Annotated in this window: 19 protein-coding genes; 12 read left to right on the forward strand and 7 right to left on the reverse strand. The window is 63.1% G+C overall.

Going from position 1 to position 20,416, the window contains the following annotated elements:
* Positions 1 to 5: 5 nt before the first annotated feature.
* The 4 genes from J2R99_RS17005 to J2R99_RS17020 all read left to right on the forward strand — a co-directional run bounded on the left by J2R99_RS17005 (position 6) and on the right by J2R99_RS17020 (position 6,398).
* Positions 6 to 905 carry a DUF58 domain-containing protein gene (locus tag J2R99_RS17005; RefSeq protein WP_307155545.1) on the forward strand — a complete coding sequence of 300 codons (900 nt, stop codon included), beginning with the start codon at positions 6 to 8 and terminating at the stop codon, positions 903 to 905.
* Positions 902 to 3,712: a DUF4159 domain-containing protein gene (locus J2R99_RS17010; RefSeq protein WP_307155546.1), complete on the forward strand. Its 2,811-nt coding sequence runs from the start codon at positions 902 to 904 to the stop codon at positions 3,710 to 3,712. Before J2R99_RS17005 ends, J2R99_RS17010 begins: the two co-directional genes overlap by 4 nt.
* Entirely contained in the window at positions 3,709 to 5,775 is a 2,067-nt protein-coding gene (locus tag J2R99_RS17015; RefSeq protein ID WP_307155547.1) for a hypothetical protein, read from the forward strand. Before J2R99_RS17010 ends, J2R99_RS17015 begins: the two co-directional genes overlap by 4 nt.
* A 128-nt stretch (positions 5,776 to 5,903) precedes the next feature.
* The gene (locus J2R99_RS17020; protein WP_307155548.1) at positions 5,904 to 6,398 is read left to right on the forward strand and encodes a ferritin-like domain-containing protein; all 495 of its coding nucleotides are present in this window, start codon (positions 5,904 to 5,906) and stop codon (positions 6,396 to 6,398) included.
* Positions 6,399 to 6,485: 87 nt separating this feature from the next.
* Here the strand turns inward: J2R99_RS17020 and J2R99_RS17025 are convergent, their stop codons facing one another.
* On the reverse strand, positions 6,486 to 6,980 hold the full coding sequence (locus J2R99_RS17025; protein WP_307155549.1) for a GNAT family N-acetyltransferase: 495 nt from the start codon (positions 6,978 to 6,980) through the stop codon (positions 6,486 to 6,488).
* Positions 6,981 to 7,338: 358 nt separating this feature from the next.
* On the opposite strand from J2R99_RS17025, the gene J2R99_RS17030 reads away from it, so the two are divergent.
* On the forward strand, positions 7,339 to 8,334 hold the full coding sequence (locus J2R99_RS17030; protein WP_307155550.1) for a glutathione S-transferase family protein: 996 nt from the start codon (positions 7,339 to 7,341) through the stop codon (positions 8,332 to 8,334).
* A gap of 28 nt (positions 8,335 to 8,362) precedes the next feature.
* Here J2R99_RS17030 and J2R99_RS17035 read toward each other — a convergent pair whose 3' ends face one another.
* Positions 8,363 to 8,848, reverse strand: a complete 486-nt coding sequence (locus tag J2R99_RS17035) for an NUDIX domain-containing protein (protein ID WP_370872399.1) — start codon at positions 8,846 to 8,848, stop codon at positions 8,363 to 8,365.
* A gap of 92 nt (positions 8,849 to 8,940) precedes the next feature.
* Here J2R99_RS17035 and J2R99_RS17040 point away from each other — a divergent pair, with 92 nt between their 5' ends.
* Positions 8,941 to 9,864, forward strand: coding sequence for a metallophosphoesterase family protein (locus tag J2R99_RS17040; protein WP_307155551.1), 924 nt, complete (start codon positions 8,941 to 8,943; stop codon positions 9,862 to 9,864).
* On the opposite strand, the gene J2R99_RS17045 is transcribed toward J2R99_RS17040, so the two are convergent.
* Positions 9,851 to 10,426 carry a hypothetical protein gene (locus tag J2R99_RS17045; protein ID WP_307155552.1) on the reverse strand — a complete coding sequence of 192 codons (576 nt, stop codon included), beginning with the start codon at positions 10,424 to 10,426 and terminating at the stop codon, positions 9,851 to 9,853. The two genes, J2R99_RS17040 and J2R99_RS17045, sit on opposite strands and share 14 nt — an antisense overlap.
* Positions 10,427 to 10,538: 112 nt before the next feature.
* Here J2R99_RS17045 and J2R99_RS17050 point away from each other — a divergent pair, with 112 nt between their 5' ends.
* The gene (locus J2R99_RS17050; RefSeq protein WP_307155553.1) at positions 10,539 to 11,015 is read left to right on the forward strand and encodes a YbaK/EbsC family protein; all 477 of its coding nucleotides are present in this window, start codon (positions 10,539 to 10,541) and stop codon (positions 11,013 to 11,015) included.
* 39 nt (positions 11,016 to 11,054) lie between these two features.
* Here J2R99_RS17050 and J2R99_RS17055 read toward each other — a convergent pair whose 3' ends face one another.
* From J2R99_RS17055 to J2R99_RS17065, 3 genes are all read right to left on the reverse strand, one after another.
* Positions 11,055 to 12,311 carry a c-type cytochrome gene (locus tag J2R99_RS17055; RefSeq protein WP_307155554.1) on the reverse strand — a complete coding sequence of 419 codons (1,257 nt, stop codon included), beginning with the start codon at positions 12,309 to 12,311 and terminating at the stop codon, positions 11,055 to 11,057.
* Between the two features lie 182 nt (positions 12,312 to 12,493).
* Positions 12,494 to 13,252: an alpha/beta fold hydrolase gene (locus J2R99_RS17060; protein WP_307155555.1), complete on the reverse strand. Its 759-nt coding sequence runs from the start codon at positions 13,250 to 13,252 to the stop codon at positions 12,494 to 12,496.
* A gap of 84 nt (positions 13,253 to 13,336) precedes the next feature.
* Positions 13,337 to 13,762, reverse strand: coding sequence for a L,D-transpeptidase (locus J2R99_RS17065; RefSeq protein ID WP_370872402.1), 426 nt, complete (start codon positions 13,760 to 13,762; stop codon positions 13,337 to 13,339).
* A gap of 243 nt (positions 13,763 to 14,005) precedes the next feature.
* Here J2R99_RS17065 and J2R99_RS17070 point away from each other — a divergent pair, with 243 nt between their 5' ends.
* The 4 genes from J2R99_RS17070 to J2R99_RS17085 are packed head-to-tail and all read left to right on the forward strand — an operon-like array spanning position 14,006 to position 18,105.
* Positions 14,006 to 15,454, forward strand: a complete 1,449-nt coding sequence (locus J2R99_RS17070; protein ID WP_370872404.1) for a circularly permuted type 2 ATP-grasp protein — start codon at positions 14,006 to 14,008, stop codon at positions 15,452 to 15,454.
* A gap of 60 nt (positions 15,455 to 15,514) precedes the next feature.
* Positions 15,515 to 16,468, forward strand: coding sequence for an alpha-E domain-containing protein (locus J2R99_RS17075; protein ID WP_307155556.1), 954 nt, complete (start codon positions 15,515 to 15,517; stop codon positions 16,466 to 16,468).
* Positions 16,469 to 16,470: 2 nt separating this feature from the next.
* On the forward strand, positions 16,471 to 17,274 hold the full coding sequence (locus J2R99_RS17080) for a transglutaminase family protein (RefSeq protein WP_307155557.1): 804 nt from the start codon (positions 16,471 to 16,473) through the stop codon (positions 17,272 to 17,274).
* 30 nt (positions 17,275 to 17,304) lie between these two features.
* Positions 17,305 to 18,105: a proteasome-type protease gene (locus J2R99_RS17085; RefSeq protein ID WP_307155558.1), complete on the forward strand. Its 801-nt coding sequence runs from the start codon at positions 17,305 to 17,307 to the stop codon at positions 18,103 to 18,105.
* A 76-nt stretch (positions 18,106 to 18,181) separates the two neighbouring features.
* Here J2R99_RS17085 and J2R99_RS17090 read toward each other — a convergent pair whose 3' ends face one another.
* A complete protein-coding gene (locus tag J2R99_RS17090; RefSeq protein ID WP_307155559.1) occupies positions 18,182 to 19,120 on the reverse strand; it encodes a LysR family transcriptional regulator in 939 nt (312 codons plus the stop codon).
* Positions 19,121 to 19,232: 112 nt separating this feature from the next.
* Between J2R99_RS17090 and J2R99_RS17095 the strand changes: the two genes are divergently transcribed.
* Positions 19,233 to 20,333 carry an aldo/keto reductase gene (locus J2R99_RS17095; protein WP_307155762.1) on the forward strand — a complete coding sequence of 367 codons (1,101 nt, stop codon included), beginning with the start codon at positions 19,233 to 19,235 and terminating at the stop codon, positions 20,331 to 20,333.
* The last annotated feature ends 83 nt before the right edge of the window (positions 20,334 to 20,416 follow it).

Below are 20,416 nucleotides of genomic sequence, written 5' to 3' on the forward strand. Positions count from 1 at the left end.
CGGTGATGGCAGCCGGCGCCCCCTCTCATCACAGCGGATCGGTCGCCGACGCGCGAAGCCTCGCCGCACGTCTGCCCGACCTTTTGGTCGCCGCACATCGCGTGGCCGCAAATGCAATGTTCGGCTCGCATGGCCGGCGCAGGCCTGGAACCGGCGAAACCTTCTGGCAATATCGCGCCTACCAGCCCGGCGAACCGGCGAAACGCATCGACTGGCGTCGGTCTGCGCGCGACCACCATCTTTTCGTCCGCGAACGCGAATGGGAGGCCGTGCAGACGGTCTGGCTTTGGCCCGACCTTTCGCCCTCCATGCGCTTTCGCTCTCGGCTTGCCGCACAGGAAAAGGCCGAGCGGGCGCTTATTTTGGTTCTGGCGCTTGCGGAACTTCTGGGACGCGGCGGTGAACGCGTCGGGATACCGGGCCTCGTCCCGGCCCGACCCGGCCGTGACCTGCCGGAGCGCTTTGCCGAAGCATTTCTGCGTGGCGACGTTACCGACGAATGGCCGACGACCGCGCCGATCAAGCCGCTTTCCGACGTCGTCATTGTCAGCGATTTTCTCACCGATCCTGAGACGATCCACGATCGTTTCCGCCACGCGGCAGAAAAGACAGCCCGTCTGCACCTCCTGCAAATTCTGGATCCGGCCGAAGAGACCTTTCCTTATGGCGGTCGCCTCGAATTCGAAGATCCGGAGACCGGCGGCACCTGGCTCGCCGAGCGCGCCGATCTTCTCAAGGAGGGCTATCGCGCCCGGCTCCTCGCGCACCGGGACGAGATCGCCCGCCTCGCACAGAGAGCCGGCTTCTCTTTCAGCGTGCACCACACGGACCGTCCCGCCTCGGAAGGGCTTCTCGTTCTGCAATCAAGCCTGGCCGGCCCGAGCGAACGGCGCTTGAGCGCATGATCGCCAATTTCGCGTTTCTCTCACCCTGGATGCTCGCGGCCTTCGCCGCATTGCCGCTTTTGTGGCTCATCTTGCGCCTCACGCCGCCTCGCCCGACGCGGGAGATCTTCCCTCCGACGCGCATTCTTTTCGGCATTCAGGAAGAGCAGCGCACACCGCGGCGCACGCCCTGGTGGCTCACGGCACTGCGGCTTTTGCTTGCCGCGTTCATTATCCTGGCCCTCGCCAGGCCCGCGTTGCAGCCCTCCGCCAATCTCGCGGAAACCCGGCAAGGCCCGCTTCTCATCGTCCTCGACAATGGTTGGGACAGCGCTCCGGACTTCGCCACACGCCGCGACGTCGCCGCCAGGCTGATCGACGAGGCCGGACGCACCGACCGTCCGGTCGCGATCGCGGCGAGTGCCGGCGAGCCCAACGCCAATCTCGCGCCGACCTCCTCAAGCGAGGCCATAAGGCGGCTGGCCGCCATCGAGCCCGAGCCATTCCCTGCCAACCGCCAGGGACTTGCCAACAGACTTGCCGAGCTCTTCCCGTCCGGCTCCGCGGAAGTGGTTTGGATCGCCTCTGTTCTCGACGGCGGCGATGGCGGCAGTTTTGCGGCCGCCCTTCGCAACATCGATGCGGACCCCCTCCTCGTTACGGCGCCCACAGCGCTCTCCGTCCTGCGCCCGCCCCGCAACGCCGCTGACCGCGCCGATGTGCGCGTGAGCCGTGTCGGGCCAGCCGCCGGCATCACACTCGCCGGCTTCGACAGCGAAGGCCGCCGTCTTGTCGACGCTGAGACAAATCTCGTAGCCAATACCGATACGGACGTGGAAATTCAGCTTCCGACGGAGATGCGCAACGAAATCGCGCGGTTTGAAATCGTCGGCACAGAGAGCGCAGGAGCCGTGCAGCTGCTCGACGGACGCTGGCGCCGCAAATCCGTCGGCCTGATCGCGGGAGAAGCGGGCGATGCGGCGCAACCGCTTCTTGCCCCCCTCACCTATGTGGAGAGGGCTTTGTCGCCTTACACGGACATCAAAGAGCAAAGCGGCGAGACATCACCCAAGGCGATCGACAAGCTTCTGACCGCAGGCGTCTCCGTGCTCGTCCTCACCCAGACGGGCAATCTGCCGCCGGAGACCGTCGACAAGCTGCGCCGGTGGATTGCGGCCGGCGGCACGTTGCTGCGCTTCGCGAGTCCGAATATCGGCGCGAGCGATCCCGAGCTTCTGCCGGTCGAGCTTCGCGAAGGCGAGCGCGCTCTCGGCGGTTCTCTTTCCTGGGAGGAACCGCAGGCAATCGGCCGGCTTTCGCCGGAAAGCCCCTTCCGTGCCATCGAAATCCCAGCGGATGTGCGCATCCGTCGCCAGATCTTGGCCGAACCGCGCTCGCTGCCGCAGGCAGAGACCTGGGCGGAGCTTTCCGATGGTACCCCCCTCATCACGGCCGTCATGCGCGGTCAGGGCCGCATCATCCTCTTCCATGTAACGGCAGATCCCCGCTGGTCGAACCTGCCGATCTCCGGCGCCTTCGTGGACATGCTGCGTGCGATCGTCGATACGGCCGAACCTGCCGTTCGCCTGCCGCCGGAGAATATGGCCTCCGGCGAGATCGCGCCGGCGCCCGCACGCGCACCGTCGCGCAGTTCGCCCTGGAAGCCCGCCTCCGTCCTGGATGGCTACGGGCGCCTCCGCCCGCCGGGATCAAAAGCCGCTCTCGTCGCGGACATCGACGCGGCAGCGGCCAGCGCCATCACGCCCCCTGGCCTCTACGAGCGCGGTGGCGATATTCGCGCCCTGAACACGGTGACAGACGAAACGGATCTGACCCCGCTCGATCCCAACGCCATCGGCTGGTCGGGGCGTGTCGGCTCGCTCACGCCCGAACGGGCGAAGCCCCTGTGGCCGTGGATCCTTGCCATTGCCGCCCTTCTTGCCGCGCTCGACGGTCTCGCGGTCCTGGCGCTGTCCGGTCGGCTCATTCCCCGGCGTGCGGTGACCGCTGGCCTCGCGCTTGCCGCTTTGGTCGCGATCGCTGCACCGAACAAAGTCTCTGCGCAGGAAGTCTCGGCCGAAGACGCGCTTGCCGGCACGCTCGAAACCAGGCTCGCCTACGTCATCACCGGCGACACGCTCGTGGACGAAACCAGCCGGGCGGGGCTCAGAGGCCTGACCGAATATCTCGCTGGACGCACTGCCCTCGAACCCGGGCAGCCGGTTGGGCTCGACCTCGCGACCGACGAGCTCTCCTTCTACGCGCTCATCTACTGGCCGATGAGCGCCGGGCAGACGCCGCCATCGGCGGAAGTGATGGCGAAGGTCGATGCCTATATGCAGAACGGCGGCACGATCCTCTTCGATACGAGAGACGCCGGCAATCCGATGCCGAACTCCGCACTCAGCGCCACTCCGGAAACACAAGCCCTGCGGCAGATCCTGTCCGAGATCGACGTGCCTCCCCTGCAGCCAGTGCCACCCGATCACGTTCTGACCAAGGCTTTTTATCTCCTCAGCACGTTTCCGGGCCGCTGGGACCAGTCGCAGCTCTGGGTGGAGGCGATCGCCGACCAGCCGGACGATACGGGGCGGCCGGCCCGTGGCGGCGACGGCGTCTCGCCGATCCTGATCACGGGCAACGACTTTGCCGCGGCCTGGGCAATTTCAGCCGACAACAGCTTTCTCTATCCGACCATTCCCGGCGACCAGCGTCAGCGTGAAATGGCGTTTCGCGCCGGCGTCAACATCGTCATGTACACTCTGACCGGGAATTACAAAGCCGATCAGGTCCACATTCCGGCGCTCTTGGAGCGCCTCGGCCAATGAACAATTTCGTCTTTCACCTCGAGCCCCTTCTGCCCTGGTGGCTCATTGGCGGGCTTGGCGGCCTTCTTCTCGTCGTCGCTCTCTACGTCTTGTTTCGCCGTCTGTCCGGCGCCTTTTTGCGGCTTCTTGCCGGCGCACTTCTCGTCTTCGCTCTCACAAACCCAGTCCTTGAGAGAGAGGAACGCGAGCCCCTGCCGTCTGTCGTGGCCGTCGTGGTCGACGACAGCGGCAGCCAGGGGATCGGCGAGCGGCGTGCACAGACCGAGCAGGCCGTCGCGCAGCTCAAAGAGCGCATCGGCGCGCTCTCGGGCTTCGAAGTGCGCGAAGTCCACGTCGGCGACGCCTCGGACGACAGCGGCACGGCGCTTTTCGGCGCTCTCTCCAAGGCGGTCGACGACGTGCCGCCCGATCGCCTCGGCGGCGCGATCATGGTGACGGACGGCATCGTCCACGATACCCCCTCGTCTCCCGAAAGCCTCGGCTTCAACGCTCCTGTCCATGCGCTCATCACCGGCGAGGAAGACGAATACGACCGGCGCATCGTGCTTGAACGGGCGCCGCGCTTTGCGATTCTGGGCGAAGATCAGACCATCACCTACCGTGTCATCGATCCGCGGCTTTCTCCGGGAAGTCTTGTGCGCGTGACGCTCCGCATCGATGGGCGCGAGGTCGCGACCGACATGGCGGTGGTCGGTGAAGATCAGGTCATCGACCTTCCGATCGAGCATGCGGGACGCACGATCGTGGAACTCGAGGTCGAACCGGCAGAGGGCGAACTCACCACGGACAACAATGTCGCCGTCGCCGATATCGACGTGGTGCGCGAGCATTTGCGCGTGCTTCTCGTATCGGGTGAGCCCCATGCCGGCGAGCGCACTTGGCGCAACGTCTTGAAAGCCGACGCGGCCGTCGACCTCGTCCATTTCACCATCCTGCGCCCGCCGGAAAAGCAGGACGGAACACCCATCCACGAATTGTCGTTGATCGCGTTCCCGACGCGCGAGCTCTTTGCGGAGAAGATCGACGAGTTCGACCTCATCATCTTCGATCGCTATCAGCGGCGCGGCGTTCTGCCGATTCTCTACTTCGACAACATCGCCCGGTATGTTCGCGATGGCGGAGCGGTGCTGATTGCGGCGGGGCCGGATTACGCGTCCACGGCGAGCCTTTATTCCACACCTCTCGGCGGCATTTTGCCGGCGGCGCCGACCGGCAATGTGACGGAGGCGCCTTATCGGGCGGAGATCACCGAGCTCGGGCGCAAGCATCCCGTGACCCGCGACCTGCCCGGCGGAGATAGCTCCCCGCCAAGCTGGAGCCGGTGGTTCCGGCTCATCGATACGGACGTGACGGCCGGCGATGTGGCTCTCAAAGGCCAAGACGGCAAGCCGCTACTGGTTCTCGCACACGAGAACGAGGGGCGTATCGCCATGCTTCTCTCCGACCAAGCCTGGCTATGGGCTCGCGGGTTCGAGGGAGGCGGCCCGCACGGCGCGCTCCTGCGGCGGATCGTGCATTGGCTGATGGGTGAACCCGAGCTTGAAGAAGAAGCATTGACGGCGCGCGCTGACGGCAACAGCCTGATCGTGGAGCGGCAGACACTGGGTTCGGAGAAGCCGGACATCACGGCGACCGGACCAGACGAGAAAGCCGAGCCGGTCCCCATGCGCGAGGCAGAACCCGGTCTTTGGCGCGGGCGCATCGATAACGCCTCTCTCGGCCTCTACAAGGTCAGCGACGGCAAGATGAGCGCGCTCGCCCATATCGGCGTCGCAGACCCCGTGGAATTCCGGGAGGTCGTCAGCACTCCGGACAAGCTGGCGCCGATCGCCGAAGCGACGGGCGGCGGTGTCGTCCGCCTTGCCTCCAACAATGGCAGCATCCCACGGATTGCCGCCGTCTCTCGGCGCGCCAGTGCCGCTGGTTCCGGCTGGATCGGCCTCAAGCGCAGCGACGCAACGATCCTGAAAAGCGTCGACCGCCTGCCCCTCTTCAGCGGCTTGATGGGCCTTGCCCTTCTCCTTGGCGTCTTTGCCTCACTGTGGTGGCGCGAGGGACGTTGAACAAAAAATCTGGCTCAGATCGTCGCGGTCTGGCGGTTCGGCGTTGGCCGATCTGCACAGTGTCCTAAATTCGGTTTTGCCTCACCCCCTACGGCCATCCCAAATTTGCACACGAAAGGAATATTGCGATGAAAGGGTCAGACGTTTCCCTGAAGCATCTCCAGCGCGCTCTCACGATGGAGTTGACTACCGTCAACACCTACATCCTGCAGGAGCGCAAGCTGGACGATTGGGGCGTCGATCGCCTTGCAAAGCGTATGCGTGAAGAGATCGATGAAGAGCGCGAACACGCCAATCTCTTCCTCACCCGCCTGCTCTTCCTGGAAGGCAAGCCGGACGTGCACACGCTCGACAAGATCGACCAGCCGAAGGACATCGCCCATATCTTCAAGACCCAAGCGTCGATGGAGCAAGAGGCGATCGAATATTACAACAAGGCTGCGCAGGAATGTCAGGAAGCTGGCGATATCGGCAGCTTCAACCTGTTCATGACAATCCTCGGTGACGAGGAAGAGCATGTCGGCTTCGTCGAAGAGCAGCAGGATCTGATGGAGATGCTGGGCACGCAGCTTTACCTCGCGCGTCAGGTCTCCTCGGTCGCCGCAGAAGAAGAAGACGACTGATCTTTCTCGGTCATTCTTGAGAGTTATCACCGACCGCCCGTCCGCAGAATTGCGGGCGGGCTTTCGTTTGCTACGGTCCCCGGCGCGTTACGGCCGGCCTGCGACGACGCCCGCCAAAGACGCGACGATCCCCTGCTCCAGCTCCGCGACGAGGAGCCGCCTCGGATCGCAAGGACCCGGCATCTTCACCCGCCCCGGCGGCACAGGCGCAAAACCGAGCGGGCCATAATAGGGCGGATCGCCGACCAGGAGCACATACCGGACGCCGAGAGCGCCAGCTTCTGCCAAAGCGTGGCGCACGAGGGCCTTGCCGTAACCGCGGCTCTTCAAGGGCGGGTCGACCACGAGGGGACCGAGAAGCCTGCCCTCGCACGGGCCGATGACGATCGGCGTCAGGCGGACCGAAGCCGCGAGCTCTCCGTCGAGATCGATCACGAACGACAAAGCCGGATCGTGCGGCGCCTGCTCGCGCACGCGAAACGCGGCCCGCGCATAGGCTCCCGGGCCGAATGCGTTTGAAACGAGATGTGAGATGGTAGCGTCGTCGTCCGGCGCTTCCGGCCGGATCAGAATGTCGGACATGGGATCAGCTGGGCTTTCGAAGGAGGATGGCCGCGGCTCATTGCGCAGCGTGAAACCGCCGCTCCCTGAGCGGCGGAACGAGCCTCATCGGAGGCGCAGGATCTTCGATGTCCGATACATGCGCGGGCCCTCTATCACACGCTCGGCGCCCTTTCAACGAGTTCTCGCAAACGGCCGCTGCTCCCACTTTTCGTCCAACACAACGGCGGAACGCAGCTATTGAGGACAACTAAGCTCTTTGTCTTCCCCGCCCCGGACCACATGTTTGGGCAGCGCCGACGGCCAAACACGTCTGGTCGATCCGGCCGAGCTTCTTTAAGACGCAGAGATGCCCCATAGCGGGGAACGGGAGAAATTCATGGGTTTGTTGGTCGACGGCGTCTGGCAGGACCAGTGGTACGATACCGAGAAGACCGGCGGAAAGTTCGAGCGCGAAGCTTCGATCTTCCGCAACTGGGTGACAGCCGATGGCGAAGCCGGCCCCTCAGGCAAAGGCGGCTTCAAGGCTGAACCCGGCCGCTATCATCTTTATGTGTCGCTCGCCTGTCCGTGGGCGCACCGCACGCTGATCTTCCGCCGCCTCAAAGGGCTGACGGACATGATCGGCGTCTCGATCGTAAGCCCGCTCATGCTTTCCGAAGGCTGGATCTTCGACGACGAGCACACAGATCACCTCTACGGGCTCAGGCGGCTTTACGAGGTCTATCTTAAGGCGAAGTCCGATTATTCTGGCCGCGTTACCGTTCCGGTCCTGTGGGACAAGCAACAGGAGACGATCGTCTCCAACGAATCTGCGGAGATCATCCGCATGTTCAATTCCGCCTTCGACGGTGTCGGGGCCCGCGCCGATCTCGATTTCTATCCGAAAAGCGAGCGCGCAGCGATCGACGAGATCAATGCTCAGGTCTACGAGACCGTCAATAACGGCGTCTACAAGGCCGGTTTTGCGACCAAGCAGGCGGTTTACGAAGAAAACTACAAAGCCCTCTTCAACACGCTCGACGAGATCGACCAACGCCTCGACGACCAGCGCTTCCTCGTCGGCGATCGCCTCACGGAAGCCGATTGGCGTCTCTTTACGACGCTGGTGCGCTTCGACGCCGTGTATTACGGCCACTTCAAGTGCAACAAGCGCCGCATTTCCGACTATTCAAACCTGTCGGGATATCTGCGAGATCTCTATCAGATCCACGGTGTGAAAGAGACGGTCAACTTCACGCATATCAAGCGACACTATTATTACAGCCACGCCAACATCAATCCGACGCGCATCGTGCCGCTCGGACCGCTTCTGGTGCTCGATTCTCCGCATAATCGAGACCGGTTTCCTGGCGAGGGAATCCCGAAAGACTGACGGGTCTCCCAAAACTGGCGTTATCGACTCACCAATCCTGCGCAGGCGCCACAGCGCCTGCGATCTCGGCGATGCGTGCGCGGGTGGCAGGCGTCGTTTCGTCCGGCAAATTGTTCAGCGGAAACGTGCCGATGTCTGCGATCTCGGCACCCCTTGGATCTACGCCGAGATCTTTCCAGCTGCGGCAAATATAGAGCGCGACATGATCGTTCGGATGCGCCCGAGCATTGCGGTAGATCCCGAAAAGCTCTGCGGGCCCGTCGAGCTCCGCTCCCGCCTCCTCACGCACTTCCCGCGTCAAAGCCTCAAGCAGCGTTTCGCCCGCTTCGACACCGCCCCCTGGCAGATACCACCCAGGCAGATAGGTGTGCCGCACGAGGAGAATTTGAGCATCCGAGATCAAGGCCGCTCGCACTCCGAGCGTCATCCCGCGAGAAACGCGCCCATAGGCGAGCAGAACATGCTGGCCAAGCCGCTGCACCGCATTCAGCCGAGGCCAACGTCGCTGGCTCATCCTCACCTCCCTTCGTGGCCGCAGAAGACCTTTTGGACGGCGGCAAAGTTTCCGGCCATTGCACAGCCTCCCAGAGCGCGATAGGCGAAGCCATGTTCCGCCTTGCGCATATCTCCGACGTGCATCTGCCGGCCCTGCCGCAGCCCCGTCTTCGCGAGCTCGCCTCCAAGCGCATCATCGGCTACGTCAACTGGCGGCAGAACCGCAAGCAGGCGATGACGGAAGGCAGTCTCGACCTTCTCACCGCCGACATCGTCGAGGCCGATCCCGACCATATCGTGGTCACAGGCGATCTCACCAATCTCGCGCTTCGGCAGGAATTCGAGAATGCGCGTCTGTGGCTTCAGGCCCTTGGGCCTCCGACGAAAGTCACGGCCATTCCGGGCAATCATGACGCCTATGTGCCACGCGCCCACCATCGCTACCGTGCGCTGTGGGCGCCATGGATGCGCGGCGATATCGACGAAACGGACGATTCTGAACATATCGATCGGGCAATTTTCCCGTTCATGCGGCGCAAAGGCAATGTCGCCATCATCGGCCTGTCGTCGGCGGTCGCCTCGGCGCCGTTCATGGCGACCGGGCGCCTTGGCCGCAGGCAGACGGCGCGCCTGGAAACCCTGCTGCAGGAGGCACGAGACGAGAGGCTTTTTCGCGTCGTCCTGGTGCACCATCCGCCCAAACTGATCGATCCAGGCCGGGCACTGCGGCGGCTGACAGACGGGTACAGGCTGCGGCGTGCCGTCGAGCGTTTCGGTGCCGAACTCGTCCTCCACGGGCATGATCATATCCGCGCCGTGACCGCCATTCGCGGGCCGCACGGCACAGTCCCCGTCATCGGCGTACCAGCCGGCAGCAGCGGCCCCTCGGCCGGACCGAAATCGGGCGGCTACGCCTTACACGAAGTCGAGGAGAGCCCTGATTGCTGGCACCTCACGGTCATTCACCGCTGCCTCGACGAAAGTGGAGGCGTGAAGGAAGCCATGCGGGTCCAGTTCGACATCAAGCGACGGTGAGCCAGGCATAGGCGAGAAGTGCTGACGCACCGACGATGATGCCGATGATGAAAGCGAGAAAAACCCAAAATCCGGACAGGCGGGAGCGCGCGTGATTCTGGATCTGCCGTGCATCGGCAAGTCTTCGGTGACGCGCCGTCTCCACGTCATCGGCAGCAAGCGCGCGTTCGCGCTCGACGATGCGCTCCGCGAGATGTGTGGTGACACGATCGGCCATCGAGCCCGCATCATTCGCCTCGGCGAGAACGATACGCCCGTTCAGCGTGTCTTGAAGGAAGCGAAAGGTGCGCTTGTCGCGCCCCATCATCACGAAGCTCGTTGCATCCACCCAATAGCGCGGCGGATCTCCGGGCAGGATCGACATCAAGAAGCGATCCCGGTCGCGCTCGGGGAGTTCCTCGGCGACGCCCGCCATTTCTTCAGCGAGAAGCTCGAGGCGCGCGCGTTCCGTCTCTCTCAGATCGACGATTCCATCCATCCGGTCCGATTCGCGTATCCGCGCCTCACGAATGCGCTCCTGCAGCTTGCGTACGGTCGCCCCGGTCGCTGGCACCGTGTTCATCCTCGCTTCCCCTTTCGCCGACTGTGAGCGGAGGCTACCAGAAAGCCTCCGTGGCGGCAGGCACCGACACACAGTCTCCACTGCTATCTATGGTTAAAGAAAGGCAAATGGAATGGCGTCAACGGCGAGAAGCAGCGATCGTGTCGCAGCGGCGGCAAGGGCAGCCGGGATCGATATCTCTATCGAGCGAATGCCGGACACGACACGCACCGCCGAGGACGCCGCACGGGCATGCGGCACGAGCGTTGCGCAGATCGTGAAATCCTTGATCTTCAAGAAAGCGGAAAGCGGCGAGCCGGTGCTTCTCCTCGTCTCGGGGAAGAACCGCGTCAACGAGAAGAAGATGGCAGAGCGGCTCGGCGAAGTGCTCGAGCGCGTCGATGCGCGCACGGTTCGCGATCTCACAGGCTTTGCGATCGGAGGCGTCGCACCGCTCGGCTCCACCTCTCCGCTCGCCACCTATATCGATGAGGACCTTCTTGCCTTCGATTCCGTTTGGGCGGCGGCGGGCGCGCCGAACGCGGTTTTCGAAATCGAGCCGAACAAGCTCAAGGAGGCCACAGGGGCCGAGGCCATCCGCATGGATTGAGGGGAGTGGCGCACCGCTCCCCTCACCGTCTTATCGGCTTCAGCCGGCCTGTCCGGTGCCGCCATCTCCCGAGCCGGAGGGGGCGTTGACGAGAGAGCCTGGCTCGACGGTTTGGAAATAGGCCGCCACCGCCTTCATCTCGTCATCCGTCAAGTTATGGGAGAGCTCGTCCATCGGATTGTAATCCCCGACATTGCCGCGATGGTTCTTCGCGAAGAGCTTCAACTGGCTCTCCGTATAGGTCGCATATTGGCCGCTCAGATTGGGGAAGACACGAGACGTGAACGTCGTCTGCTCGTGGCAGGAGAGGCAAGCGGCGACATTCCGGGACGGCACGCCGTCCTGGGCGATCTCGCGGCCCTTCTCGACGAGCGCCGGATCGAGCTTGTCCGCCCCAGGAGCGCGAACATCCGGCTGCGAGGCGTAGTACTTTGCGAGCGCCTCGATCTGCGGCTGGGACAATTGCGTGGCGACCGGGCGCATGAAGCCGCTGTGGCGCTCACCGCTGGCATAAGCTTCAAGGGACTTCTTCAGATATTGCTCGTTCTGCATGGCAAGGTTCGGGAAGGCGCCGATGCCACGCCCGGTCCCATCCTCACCGTGACAGCGACCGCACATCGGAAGCAGGGTGTCCTGCATGGCGAATTCCAGAAAGCCGCTGGCGGGCGTGCTGGAGCGATATTCCGACCGCTTGGCCGCAGCCGAGCGCGTATCCGGGAAATGATCGCCGAACGTGACGTCGAGCTTCTTGGTGATCGACCGTCCCTGCCCGTACGCAAGATCGCTGTAGGTAGCGTAATCCATTTCCGGCAGCTTGCGCAGGAAGGCCGCCATCGACCACGCTTCATCCTCACGCTCTGCATCGGTCCATGCGGGCATCGCCGTGTATTTGACGCCGTGCAGAACGATCCAGGCGAGTTCCTTGTTGCTCAGTTGATCGACAGCTTCGACCAGGTATTGCGGACGGGGCCGCATTTGCAGCACGACCGCGTTCTGCCCGAGTTCGGGAGCACCATGGCACGAGACGCAGACATGGCCGTAATGTGCGGCACCTTGCGCGACCCGCCAGTCGGCATCGAAATCGTCGGGCTCCTTCAAATCACCCGCATGAAAGGCCACCGCCCGCTTCATGCCGTAATGCAGGAGATTCGCCCATCCCTCCGGATGAGGGATCGATGCGGCGAGATTGATGATGCCCGAGACGAGCACGACAACAGCAACAAGGGCGACCGCGGCTACGGCCGTGCCGAGAGGACCAATCCATAAGGACAGTCGGTCAGGGAAGAACTTGTTCATGGCGGGAAGGCAGCACCGGAAGGTTGTTGATGGCATTTAAGCTAGGGCTCAAACGCACTCCGTCCCGCCCCGTTCCCGGGTTTTGGCCACTTTTCGGCCGCCAAAAGGCTCAATTGCACCGCGGCGGCCAAGCCTCTGCACGCCTCGACGCTTCGCCAACTAAGCAGCCTGCCTGCTCCGCGCTAGCGGCTGTTCTCCCAGATAAGTCTTGCCGCGGCTGACGGAATTTCCCACGGCAGCATATGGCCGGCGTCCGCAAAGAGGTGCACACCGATCGTGCCCGGCAGCCCGCGCGCCTGTGCCGCGGGCAGGATGCGATCTTGTTCGCCCCACAAGAGCTTCAGAGGGCAAGGGAGAGCCGCGATCGCCTCAAGAGGCAGCATCTTCTGGGCTCCACCGCTGTGCAACGTCTCGGAAATCGCCACAAGCGCCTCGCCCGCGCCCGGAGCCTCACGCTCGGCGGCAAGCCGGAGGATCAGATCTTCAGACAGCTCGGCACAAAAGCCGACGAATTCCCCAAGCACCCGGCGCATTTCCTCATTGCCTCGGGCGGCCGCATAATGTGTCAGGGCGCGGTGGTTCACCGCCGGGCCGAACCCGCCCGGGGCCAGAAGCGTCAACGAACGCGCCTTTTCCGGCTGCTTCAGCGCGATGAGCGCAGCGGCCGCCCCGCCCATCGAATGGCCGACGAGGTGGAAGCCGTCCGGGGCTCGTTCGGCCAGGTCGGCTCGCACGGCGCGGGCCGCAGTCACCGCGTGGCCGAGTTTGGGATAGGCGAGCGAGGCCGCATGACCGGGGAGATCGTAAAGAAGGATCGGCCTTTCACCTCTCAGTTCGGCGCAGACACCGTCCCACGTCCGATGCGAGCCGCCAAAACCATGCAGAAGGACGACAGGAATACCCTCGTCCTTTCCAATCCGTCGCACGAACAAGGACGACATCTCTCCGGCTCCTCCCCGTCTTCTTGCGAGCGGCTTAACGCTTTTCATCAACACCCGGAAGGCACCGCCGCAAATGCAAGGGTTTCACCAGTCGATTACGATGCGGGTGTTCTTTGGTCCGCTGCGCTTGACGAGATTGTAGAGCTTGCGCGCATTCGCCGGATGCAGGCGTACGCAGCCATGCGACGCCGGGCGCCCGAGACTGCGGACCGCATTGGTGCCGTGGATCGCATAGCCGCCGCGAAAAAAGATGGAAAAAGGCATCGGCGACATGTCGTATTTCCGCGAATACCACATCCTGTGCATCCGCTGCGGACGGTATGTTCCGGTGGGTGTGCGATAGCCCTTGCGGGCGGTCGAGACCGCCCAGGTATAGGCGAGCCGCCCGTTGCTATAGACGCGCATCTTTTGTGCAGAGAGATCGATGCGGGCGGTCACTCCGGCACCTGCCGCCCCCGCCGTGACGGGAAGGGCCAGAACAAGCACGATCATCAAAGCGGCAAACCGCATCACGCCCTCCCATCCGGCGACCACATCACAACTTTGCCGCACTTGCCTCAGTCTAGACACAATTTCTAACACCCACAAAGCTCTGATCGCACGCAAAATTTTACTACCGTTAAGCGAGCGCAAAGATGCGCCAGGCACTGGCACGCAGTGACACGCTGAGGTCGCAACTCGAACTTTCAGCAAAGTGTGCGCGCTTTTTATGCGTGACGGCTCGCGACGCATTGGCTAGCCTCATCCCGCAGCATGGAACAGACAGTCGGCCAGCGCGGCTTAGCGCGTGAGATCATCTTCAACGAAATGATCGGGCCCGAAGGGGCGCCGCGGGGCCATTACGTGACCCTCTCCGAATGGCTGGAACAACAGCCGGCGCGGGATTTGAAGCGCAAGCGGGCCGAGGCCGAATCGATCTTTCGACGCCTCGGCATCACCTTCGCCGTCTACGGCTCCAACGATACGCTGGAACGCCTGATCCCGTTCGACCTCATTCCCCGCATCATATCGGCGGCGGAGTGGCGCCTTCTCGAACGCGGCATCGAGCAACGGGTGCGAGCGCTCAACGCCTTCCTCCTCGACATCTACAACCGACAGGAGATCATCCGAGCAGGACGGATCCCGGCCGATATCGTCCTGCGCAACGACGCTTTTCTGCCGGAAATGATCGGGCACCGGCCACCGCTCGGCGTCTTCAGCCACATCGTCGGCACTGATATCGTGCGCACGGGGCCGCAAGATTTCTTCGTCCTGGAAGACAATCTGCGCACGCCCTCCGGCGTCTCCTACATGTTGGAGAACCGCGAGGCGATGTTGCACCTCTTCCCGGAGCTTTTTGCGCGCCATTGCGTCGCGCCGGTGCAGCATTATCCGGAGCTTCTGCGCCAGACGCTGGAAGCGGTGTCGCCGGTGGCGCCGGAAGAAACGACGATCGCGGTGCTGACGCCCGGCATTCACAACTCGGCCTATTTCGAGCATTCCTTCCTCGCCGATCAGATGGGCGTCGAGCTCGTCGAAGGGCAGGATCTCTTCGTCTCCGGCGGGGCGCTCTACATGCGCACGACGCGGGGACCGATGCGTGTGCATGTCGTCTACAGGCGCATCGACGACGAGTTTCTCGATCCCCTCACCTTCCGACCCGATTCCATTTTGGGCGTGCCGGGGCTCATGGACCTCTACCGGGCCGGTGCCGTCACCATCGTCAATGCGCCAGGCACCGGCATCGCCGACGACAAGGCGATCTACTCCTGGGTGCCGGAGATCGTCGAGTTCTATACGGGACAGAAGCCCATCCTGCAGAACGTCCCGACCTGGCGCTGCGCCGAACCGGAAGCGCTCTCCTACGTGCTCGAGCATCTCTCGGAACTCGTGGTGAAGGAGGTTCACGGGTCTGGAGGCTACGGTATGCTCGTGGGACCGACATCTTCGAAGAAGCAGATCGAGCAGTTCCGTCGGATTCTAAAGGCCAGGCCATCGAACTACATCGCCCAGCCGACGCTCGCTCTGTCTGCCTGCCCGGCTTTTACGAAATCGGGCGTCGCGCCCCGTCACGTCGATCTCAGACCTTTCAGTCTCGTCAGCGACCGTGTGCGCATCGTCGCCGGTGGTCTCACCCGTGTGGCGCTCAAGAAGGGGTCCCTCGTCGTCAATTCCTCACAGGGTGGCGGCACCAAGGACACTTGGGTGCTGACCGATGAATGAGCGAGCCCGTCGCATGCACAGTGAACGCAGCCCCTGGCAGCGTCCGAGAGATCGATCGCCATGCTAAGCCGCGTCGCATCGAGCCTCTTTTGGATGTCTCGCTATATCGAGCGGGCAGAAAACATTTCGCGCCTCTGCGAAGCGGGGTTTCGTATCTCGCTCACCCCAAAAGTGGGCGGGGGGCATAAGGAAGAATGGCTCTCGACGCTTAAGAGCGCGGGCGTGCTTGAAAGCTATCTCTCCGTCCATGACGAAATCACCGGCGAGAAGGCAATCAACTTCCTGCTGTTCGACGAACGCAACGCGTCGTCGGTCAAGTCGTGCCTCACCTCCGCGCGCAACAATGCCCGCATCGTGCGCACCAAGCTCACCCGGGACATGTGGGAATCCCTGAACGATACCTGGATTGCCCTGCAGGCGGTGTCTCCCCAATCGATGACGAATGCCCGGCTGCCCGATTTTCTGGATTGGGTCCGCCACCGCACGGCGCAGTTTCGCGGTGCGCTCCTCGGCACCGTCCTGCGCGACGAGGGTTATTATTTCAGTCAGCTCGGCGCTTTCATCGAGCGCGCCGATAACACGGCGCGTATCGTCGACGTGAAATACTACCTCTTACTGCCGGACCATCAGGCCGTCGGAGGCGCAATCGACACCTATCAATGGGAGACGATCCTCAGAGCCGTCTCGGCGCAGCGCTCCTACCGACATGTCTTCCATGAAGATTACCGCCCGTGGCGGGTCGCCGAGTTCTTGATCCTGCGGCCAGAAATGCCGCGATCGTTACGTTTCTGCTATGACTGGCTCAACGTCACGATCGACGGTTTGATTGAAGGCCAACATCCAGAGCTCAGCGCCGCGCGACTCATTCGCAGCACCCATCAGCTCCTGAAAAGTAGCCAGATGGACGATATTTTTCAGTCGGGCCTGCACGAATTTCTCACCGATTTCATCGATCGCAACAACCGCGTCACTGGAAACCTGGCGGTCGATTACTGTTTTGAGCAGGCGGCCTGACCATGCGGCTCAAGATCCGGCACGTCACCACCTACAATTATGCGAGCGCCGGTCGCTACGCCATTCAGCGGCTACGCCTGACGGCCCGCGCGAATGCCGCGCAAACGGTCGAAGAATGGCGGATCGAAGCACCCGGCATCGATCAGGCAGCAAGTTATACAGACGGTTTCGGCAATATCACGCATCTCGTCACCCAGGACCCGCCGCTCGAAACATTGTCCATCGTTGCGGAAGGCGTGGTGGTAACGAAAGATACCGGGGGGGTTACGGGACGCCCGCCGGAGGCCGCCAATCCGGCGTCTTTTCTGCGCAGCACAGCCAGCACCGAGGCCTCCCCTGCAATCCGCAAGATCGCGCGCAACGCCAGAGGCGACGACCGCCTGGCCCTGTTGCACAGTCTGATGGCGGTGATCGGCGATCATATGAGCTTCGATACCGATTCAAGCCATGCCGGGACCAGTGCAGCAGACGCATTCGCCGCCGGTTTCGGCGTCTGCCAGGACTTCACCCACATCTTCTGCGCTGCCGCCCGCACTCTGGAGGTGCCGGCGCGCTATGTGACCGGCTATCTGAGGCTCGACGACGAGGTCCCCTCAGTGGCGCACCACGCCTGGGCGGAGGCCTTCGTGCCGGAGCTCGGCTGGGTCGGCTTCGACGTTGCAAACGGCATCTGCCCAACGGAAAATTATGTTCGTCTCGCCTGCGGCCTCGACGCGCGTGCTGCCGCCCCTATAGTCGGCTTACATCGACAGGCGGGCGAGGAAACTCTGTCCGTGGACGTCGTCGTCGAACAGCAGCAGCAATAGCGAGCGCAAGCTGCCTCCGGAGAAGCGGAAATGACGTATTGCGTGGGCCTGCGCCTCGACCGAGGCATCGTCTTCGCCTCCGACACGCGCACCAATGCCGGCGTCGACAACGTGTCCATCTTCAAGAAGATGCATATCTGGGAGCGCAAGGGTGAGCGGCTGCTCGTGCTCTTGTCTGCCGGCAACCTTTCCGTAACGCAATCCGTCGTCTCGCTTCTCAACGAGAGGCTGCATCTCGCCGCCGATGGCAGCGAGCCATCCCTGATGACGGTGGAGACGATGTTTCAGGCGGCCCGCCTCGTCGGGCAGACGGTGCGTGAGGCTCTCGCAGATCAGGACGAGGCAGCACGCGAAAATCCTGGTCTCTTCTCCGCGTCCTTCATCTTCGGCGGGCAGATCGAGGGAGATATCCACCGCCTCTTTCTGATCTATCAGGAAGGCAACTTCATCGAAGCGACGAAGGACACGCCATATTTCCAGATCGGCGAGCACAAATACGGCAAGCCGATCCTCGACCGCGTCACGGTGGCGCCGATGCGCATGGGTGAAGCGGCAAAACTCGTCCTCATCTCGTTCGATTCCACCTTGCGGTCAAACCTTTCCGTCGGGCTGCCCATCGATCTTCTCATCTACCGCAAGGACACGCTGACGATCGGCGAGCAACGCCGCATCGAGGCGGAAGATCCCTATTTCCGCAAGCTTTCGCATGCCTGGTCGGAGGCTCTGCGCGACGCTTTTGCCCGCATCGACGAATATGAGGCTCTCGACGCAGGCGGACCGCCTCCCATCAGCCTCGTGCCATCGAAGCCGCCGGCAAAGGAAGAGGCCTAGGCGCTGTCACCCCGCGGCCCGTCCGGCAACAAGATCTCCATCCCGTTGTGCTCGGTGTTCCCTTCCAGGGCGCCCGCTATGGCCTCGCTTGAGGGAGCGACGCCGCCTCCGCTGATACTTGTCGCTGGACGCGTCGCGCCGTGTCGATAAAAGCCCGCAGCTTGGGCGAGAGCGAGGCGCGCTTCGGAAAATAGAGGAAGAGGCCTGGCTCCTCGATTGCTGTTTCCGCAAGGAGCTGCACGAGCCGCCCTTCAGCAATGTCGGCACGCGCCAACGGCTCGAAAAGGTAGGCGATGCCAAGCCCCTCCTTTGCGAGATCGAGCGCGCTCATCGCATCGCTCACGACGAGCGGGCCGCGTGTCTCCACCGCCACGTCCTTGCCGTTCTCAGAGAGCTCCCAGCGATAGAGCGCCCGAGAGCGGATCCCTCGGAATCCGATACAGTGATGCGCGGCGAGATCGGCAATCCGCTCTGGCCGGCCGCGGCGTGCGAGATAAAGGGGCGAGGCGACGAGGATGGCCTGGAAAGGCACGGTGAGACGGACGGCCACCATATCGCGGGCAATCATCTCGCCGAGACGCACGCCGGCATCGAAGCCCTCACCGACGATATCGGCAAGCCCCTCATCGATGGTGATATCGACCGTCACATCCGGGTGCTTCTCGACCATCTCCTTCAGGATCCGGGTGAGCGCCAGCGGCAAGGCCAGTCGTGGGGCGTTGAGCCGCAAGACACCTCCCGCCCGTCCTTTGGCGGCCCGCAGGCGTTCGATTTCGTCGGCGATATCGGCAAGCGCCGGGGAGATGCCGGCAAGAAGGGCTTCCCCCGCTTCGGTCAGAGCGACGCTCCTCGTCGTGCGTGCGAAGATCGCCTGGCCGAGTCTCTCTTCTACGAGCCGGACGGCGTGGCTCACCGCCGAAGGGCTCATACCCAGTTCGCCGGCCGCTGCAGCAAACCCCTTTCGCCGCGCCACGGCCGCCACGACGAACAGGTGGCTGAGAAGATCACGCTCCATTGCTGCACCCAATCGCACAATGCATGCGAGGGAAACATCTTATCGCATGAAACCTGATCGCTCATGCTTCTTCCTCTCCAGGCAAGGCTCCCGGCATCCGGTGGAGGGGATGATGACGATGGATTACTACACGCTCGGAAGAAGCGGCCTCAGAGTAAGTCGCCTCACCCTCGGCACGATGACCTTCGGAACGGAATGGGGCTGGGGCGCAGACCGAGAGACGGCACAGTCCCTCGTCAATGCGTATGTGGAGACAGGCGGCAATTTCTTCGATACGGCCGACCTCTATACGGAGGGCACCAGCGAGGAATGGCTGGGCGCATTCATCGCCGAACGGGGCCTTCGAGATCGCGCGGTGATCGCCACGAAATTCAGCTACAACGCCGAGCCCGGCAATCCGAATACGGGCGGGAACGGTCGCAAGAATATCCTGCGGGCCCTCGAAGGCTCTCTCAGGCGGCTCAGGACCGACTATGTCGATCTCTACCTTCTGCATACCTGGGACCGGCTGACGCCAGCCGAAGAAGTGCTGCGCACCCTTGATGATCTCGTTACGGCGGGCAAAGTCCGCCACATCGGTCTCTCCGACGTGCCAGCCTGGTATGCGGGACGCACCCAGGCCATCGCCGAGCTGAGAGGCTTCGAGCCCGTCTGCACGCTGCAGCTCGAATACTCGCTGGCAGAGCGCAATATCGAGCACGAATTCGTGCCCTTTGGGCTTGCGAGCGGCGCGGGCATCATGGCCTGGAGTCCACTCGCGTCGGGCCTTCTCTCCGGCAAATATCATCCGGGAGCGCAGGCTTCAGGACGGCTTGAGACTTTGAGGGGATCGTCCAATCCCGGCTTTCAAAAACTCACCGAGCGGAACTTTTCGATCGTCGCCGAGCTCGAAACGGTGGCGAACCTACTCGACCGTTCGATGGCGCAGGTCGCCATCAACTGGGTGGCGACGCAGCCCGGCGTCGCCTCGGTCATCCTCGGAGCGACCAGGCGGGCGCAGCTCGCCGACACTCTCGGCGCACTCGATTTCGTCATTCCGCCAGAACTTCGGGCGCGCCTCGAGCATGTGAGCCAACCCGCCACCCCCTTCCCCTACACCTTCTTCGGTGCAGAGCTGCAGGGCGGCATTACGGGGGGCACGACGGTCGGCGACAAACCGGCGGGCTATGCTCCGCCGATGATGATCGCCGGTGCATTTGCGGGTGTCGCGTGAAGCGAGACGCGACCCGGGGTCTCAATGGGCACGGCCGGGCAAAGCCCGGCCCTCCTGACAGAGAAAGCAGTTGGAGCGACAGC

It is taken from the genome of Rhodopseudomonas julia (assembly GCF_030813515.1).
GTDB lineage: Bacteria > Pseudomonadota > Alphaproteobacteria > Rhizobiales > Afifellaceae > Afifella > Afifella julia.